At 43.4% G+C, this 5,465-nt stretch carries 4 protein-coding genes; 2 read left to right on the top strand and 2 right to left on the bottom strand.

What is annotated here, in order from left to right:
• Window positions 1-125: 125 nt before the first annotated feature.
• The gene (locus AB3112_RS07670; RefSeq protein WP_057909833.1) at window positions 126-680 is read right to left on the bottom strand and encodes a phosphoribosyltransferase family protein; all 555 of its coding nucleotides are present in this window, start codon (window positions 678-680) and stop codon (window positions 126-128) included.
• A gap of 512 nt (window positions 681-1,192) precedes the next feature.
• Between AB3112_RS07670 and nrdJ the strand changes: the two genes are divergently transcribed.
• Complete coding sequence (gene nrdJ / locus AB3112_RS07665) at window positions 1,193-3,442, top strand: ribonucleoside-triphosphate reductase, adenosylcobalamin-dependent (protein ID WP_084973910.1); 2,250 nt, start codon at window positions 1,193-1,195, stop codon at window positions 3,440-3,442.
• A 556-nt stretch (window positions 3,443-3,998) separates the two neighbouring features.
• Window positions 3,999-4,532 carry a cob(I)yrinic acid a,c-diamide adenosyltransferase gene (locus AB3112_RS07660; RefSeq protein WP_084973908.1) on the top strand — a complete coding sequence of 178 codons (534 nt, stop codon included), beginning with the start codon at window positions 3,999-4,001 and terminating at the stop codon, window positions 4,530-4,532.
• Between the two features lie 68 nt (window positions 4,533-4,600).
• On the opposite strand, the gene AB3112_RS07655 is transcribed toward AB3112_RS07660, so the two are convergent.
• On the bottom strand, window positions 4,601-5,465 hold an 865-nt coding region (locus AB3112_RS07655; RefSeq protein WP_367334229.1), incomplete at its 5' end, for an NAD(P)-dependent oxidoreductase.

The following is a 5,465-nucleotide window of genomic DNA, read 5'->3' as shown; positions in this document are numbered from 1 at the left end:
GGTTTTACGATTTTCTTTTAATCAAAAAGAATTCAGCAATAGTAACCAACGCATGAAAAGAAGCTGCTGATCTCATATTGAGATTTACAACGTCTTTAACTTTATATTGTTATTACACTTACGACCTATCCATTCTTCACCGCAAACATCGGTAACGTCTTCAAGAACACGCAGTCATTTCGATCAGCTGCGTGACCTTCGGCTAAAATTGAGCAACGTTGAACGACTTCGGCACCAACCTTTTTTAATAAGTGTTCAGCTGCGGATAATGATCCGCCGGTACTAATGACGTCATCCACAATAATGACCCGTTTTCCGCGCAGCATTTCGGCATCGCAGCCATCTAACACCAATTGTTGATGATAGTCCGTGGTAATTGACCGCATCCCAATCGCAATTGGATTTCGCATATACGCCTTCACACTCTTCCGCAGGACAAAATAACGCGGGTGATGCGTGATCAGGCTCAATTCTTGGGCGAGTGGGATTCCTTTGCTTTCCAAGGTGACCAGATAATCAAATGGAATATTGATCCGCTTAGCCAACTCTTCGGCAGCATAGTGAGTCAACTCGGCATCCCCCAGCAGCACAAATGAGGCAATTGCTGCCGTATCTGTAATCGGAATAATCGGTAATGTCCGCTTCATCTTGCCAATCGTCAGTTCATATTGTTTCTGCATTGTTATCCCCCACGTCTATATATAGAAAGAAAAAGTGTAACGTGAAATGAAAGTTCCCAGAAAATTTTTAAAACCCAAAAGATTCATCCATACAATATTTTACTTTTTATATTTTTCGTTCGTTTATAACTATGATAATACCTTATTTTGGCATTAATATCCATGCTTATATATTAAAAACCGAATTTATCTGTTTGAAACCATCAAAAAATGAAATTGGCACACAGTATGTTAGCTGGACCCGCACATAACGTGGTTCGTTTATCGTCTTCGAAACCACATAATGGGTGTGATTATCGCAAATTTCACTAACAATTTGTTGTCTTTAATCCCACTCAAAGTGTGATTAAAAAAAGTTTCAAATCGAATAATCCGCGACTCGACGCGATTATGCACGCTACAAGCAAATTTGCCAAATACACAATATATTGATTAAAGGTCGGGATAGAGATACTATATATAGTATCAACTCAAGTGAAAAGGGAATATAATTCTACATAGGAGGAATCATTATGCAAGCTATGAAACTTTCATCAGTTTCACTATCTGATGAATTTATAAACCAAGTTAAAAATGAAGTGACACCCCACTGGGGAGAATTAGGCTGGGTAACCTACAAGCGGACTTATGCGCGTTGGCTGCCTGAAAAAGGCCGGACAGAAAACTGGGACGAGACCGTTAAACGGGTTGTTGAAGGAAATATTAACCTTGATCCTCGTCTACACGAAGACAACGTTGATCCACAAGTTGTCAGCGATTTAACTGACGAGGCTCACAAGCTTTACAAATTAATCTATGGGCTGTCTGCCACTCCATCTGGACGTAACCTTTGGATCTCTGGTACCAGCTATCAGGACCGTAACGGTGACGCCTTAAACAACTGTTGGTTTATCGCGGTTCGACCACAATCTTATGGTCACAGCCACATCCTGCCAGACTATCTTCAACCAGAAACGCCTGCCGTTTCGATGCCATACTCATTCATGTTTGACCAATTAATGAAGGGCGGCGGTGTTGGTTTTTCTGTGACTAAAAACAACATCCACAAGATTCCGCTAGTTGATAACAAGATTGACTTGAAAGTGATCATCGACAAGAATAGCAAGTCCTACAAAGATTCACTCGACATGGGCGCTATGGATAAAGACGAGTGGTTGAAGAATCATTCGATTAAAGACGTTCGCTACTATCGTCTTCCAGATACCCGCGAAGGCTGGGTAGTTGCCAACGCCCACTTGATTGATATGCATTTTAACGGCACAAATATTGATGGCAAAACTGACTTGGTTCTTGATATGAGCGATATCCGTGAAAAGGGCGCTAAGATCAAGGGCTTCGGTGGAACTGCTTCAGGTCCAATGCCACTAATCGAAATGCTCATTGATATCAACGAACTGCTCAATTCGCGCGTTGGCCGTCACTTGTCCTCAGTTGACGCTACTGATATTGGTAATTTGATTGGAAAAACGGTTGTTGCCGGAAACGTCCGTCGTTCAGCTGAATTAGCTTTAGGATCGGCTGACGACCAAGACTTCATCACGATGAAACAGGACAAAGACAAGCTGTACCATCACCGTTGGGCATCAAACAACAGTGTTGCTGTTGACTCTGCATTTGATGACTACGGCCCGGTTGCCGACTCTATTCAGCATAATGGTGAACCGGGAATCGTTAACTTGGAACTTTCACGAAACTATGGTCGAAAGATCGACGGTAAACAAAAAGATGTTGATGCCAACGTTGAAGGTACTAACCCATGTGGTGAAATTTCATTAGCAAACGGTGAACCATGTAATTTGTTTGAAGTCTTTCCGTATGTTGCAACTCAACAGGGCTGGGACCTCAATGAAGCCTTCACTTTGGGAACCCGTTTCTCAAAGCGGGTTACATTCAGTAACTACGATTGGGAAGTTTCCCGTAACGTCATTGAAGAAAACCGCCGGATCGGAATTTCAATGTCAGGTATTCAAGATTGGATCTTGGCAACATTTGGAAATCGGGTTGTGACTGGCTATAAAGATGCAACTGACCCTGAGACTGGTGAAGCAATCAAGGAACCCATTTACGATCCAAGAATTGTTAAAGAAGTCGACGGTTTGTACAAAGCTGTTGTTCAGGCCGACAAAGATTACTCCGATACACTTGGATGCAAGCCTTCTATTAAGCACACCACGGTTAAACCATCAGGAACTGTTGCTAAATTAGCCGGTGTTTCTGAAGGAATGCATTTCCACTACGCTGGTTACTTGATTCAACGGATCCGGTTCCAGGATTCAGATCCCCTGCTGCCAGCTTTGAAAGCTTGTGGCTACCACGTTGAACCGGATGTTTACACCAAGAGCACGATGGTTGCTGAGTTCCCAATCCGTGCGTCCCATGCAGATAGTGAAAACTTCGCCTCTGCCGGAAACGTTTCAATCGCAGAACAATTTGCCACCCAAGCATTCCTGCAAACCTACTGGTCAGACAATGCGGTAAGTTGTACCGTTACTTTCCAACCAAATGAAGGTGACCAAATTGCGCCACTGATGAGACAATACCGGTTCACAACCAAGTCAACTTCATTGCTTCCTTACGTGGGAAATGAGTTCAAACAAGCCCCTAAGGAACCAATTGACGAAAAGACCTACGAAGACAAGGTTATGGAAATCCACGGTGATGTCGCAACGGTCTTCGCCAAGCAAAACGGTAACCATGATAAAAAGGATATCGAGTTGGTTGACCAAACCGATTGTGCAGGCGGCGCTTGCCCGGTAAAATAAGAGAGAGTGTGACGAGCAACGTTTTGACACGGTGAGCTAAGTGCGCTTTGATTTAAATCCTGGGTTTGGATTTGAATCAAAGTGTCTTAGATGGCAGTGTCAGTTGCGTCGGAACACGTTTGGAGTGTGACGAGGGCTGGGTGATGCGGTTTCTAAGCCAACTTTGGTTTAAACCCTGCTTTTGGGTTTGAATCAAAGTTGGCATAGAAGTTAGTATCAGGCCCGTCGGAACACGTTTAGAGTGTGACGAGCAACGTTTTGACACGGTGAGCTAAGTGCGCTTTGATTTAAATCCTGGGTTTGGATTTGAATCAAAGTGTCTTAGATCGCAGTGTCAGTTGCGTCGGAACACGTTTCCACTAGGCAAAAAGGAAACGCGAAACCGAGATGCCCAATATCTAACCAAGTCACCCAACTAAAACAGTGTTCAACCTTGGCCGATCGGTCCCCCGCCGTTTGGCCAAGCCCTAAAATAGATCATTTGCACGAAGGAGGCCAGGGCAGAATTTGAATTTTGCTTTGGCCTTTTTCATTACATACTTGATGGAGGTAAACAATGTTAAAAATTTATACCAAGGTCGGCGATCACGGGAAAACCAAACAGGTCACCGGAAAAATGGTTCCCAAATATGACTTACAAATTGAAGCTCTCGGTGCCTTAGATGAACTGGATTCGTGGTTAGGCTACGTCGTTTCAGTGCTTTCGCCTAAAAGTGCAGAGTTGGCCCCAGCAATTCAAACCGTACAGCGAAACCTATATGAATTACAGGCTGACATCACGGTCAAACGGCATCACAATATCACGTTTGACGAAACCAAAAAGTTGGAGAATGAGATTGACGAGATCATGGCCAAATTACCAGCAATCAAAGCGTTCATCTTACCGGGTGGCAATCAAGCCGGGGCTTCACTCCAATACGCCCGAGCATTGGCAAGACGTGGAGAACGGATGGTCATTGAGTTAAATGATAAACAGCAACCGCTCAACGACGAAATCTTTGAGTATTTAAACCGACTCTCAGACTATCTGTTTGCCCTGGCCCGTTACGCAAACTATCTTGAAGGCTATGAGGAAATTAAAAGCAAATAACCGTGTTACTCAAAAAGGAGAACCGAAAACCACGATGCTGGTTTCCGGTTCTCCTTTTTGAGTACCATCTAAACATTGATTGTGTGTTTAGTCGGCTTACCATTAATTAATTTCAACGTATCATCAAGTGACTGCTTGACCATATTTTTAACCGCAATATCTGTATAGAACGCAACGTGAGGTGTCAAAAAGACATTATCCATGGATTTGAGCTTTGTATATGCCTTCAATGGAATGTCGCCTTCAAATGATTGATTAAAGATTTCCGTCTCGTCTTCGATCACATCAATGCCGGCACCGGCAATTTGCTTGTTCTCCAACGCATCAATTAAGGCATCGGTATCAACAATTGGTCCACGAGAACAATTAATCAAAAATGCGGAAGGCTTCATTTCGGCAAATTGTTCACTGCCAATCATATGATAATTATCCTCACTCATGTAAGTGTGCATGGTAATGATATCGGCATTCTTAAAAATATCGGCTTTAGATGTATATTCTACGAGATCTCGAAAATCATCATTTTCCTTAATATCATTTCCGAGGACCCGAGCACCAAACCGCTTAAATATTTTCGCAACGGTACTTCCAATTCGACCCACACCGATGATCCCGATGGTCATCTCCGATAATTCGCGTGACCGAAGTCCTTCAACGATGTAGTCGTTTTTCATCATTCGTGCTTGGAATTGAGGAATATGGCGGACCAGATTCATCGCATGGGTCAATGTCATTTCAGCAACCGCTTCAGGTGAATAAGATGGGACGTTCGTGATCGTTAGGCCGTTTTCCTTGGCCCATTTCAGGTTACAGGAATCAACACCAGCTGAACGTAATGCAAGTTGGGTAATACCAAATTCATGCAGTTTGCGATACAAATCCGGCGTTTCACTGAGCTTACTACGTTGCCGATAATCAATGCCGTCATAGCCC

It is taken from the genome of Lentilactobacillus sp. (genome assembly GCF_040773105.1).
GTDB lineage: Bacteria > Bacillota > Bacilli > Lactobacillales > Lactobacillaceae > Lentilactobacillus > Lentilactobacillus parabuchneri.
Note: the sequence above shows the minus strand (reverse complement) of the source record. Positions and strands in the feature narration are given on the sequence as shown.

Bases quoted from the DNA above. Each gene is read 5' to 3' on its own strand.
- AB3112_RS07660 (WP_084973908.1), top strand. From the start codon at position 3,999: ATGTTAAAAATTTATACCAAGGTCGGCGATCACGGGAAAACCAAACAG.
- nrdJ (WP_084973910.1), top strand. From the start codon at position 1,193: ATGCAAGCTATGAAACTTTCATCAGTTTCACTATCTGATGAATTTATA.
- AB3112_RS07670 (WP_057909833.1), bottom strand. From the start codon at position 680: ATGCAGAAACAATATGAACTGACGATTGGCAAGATGAAGCGGACATTA.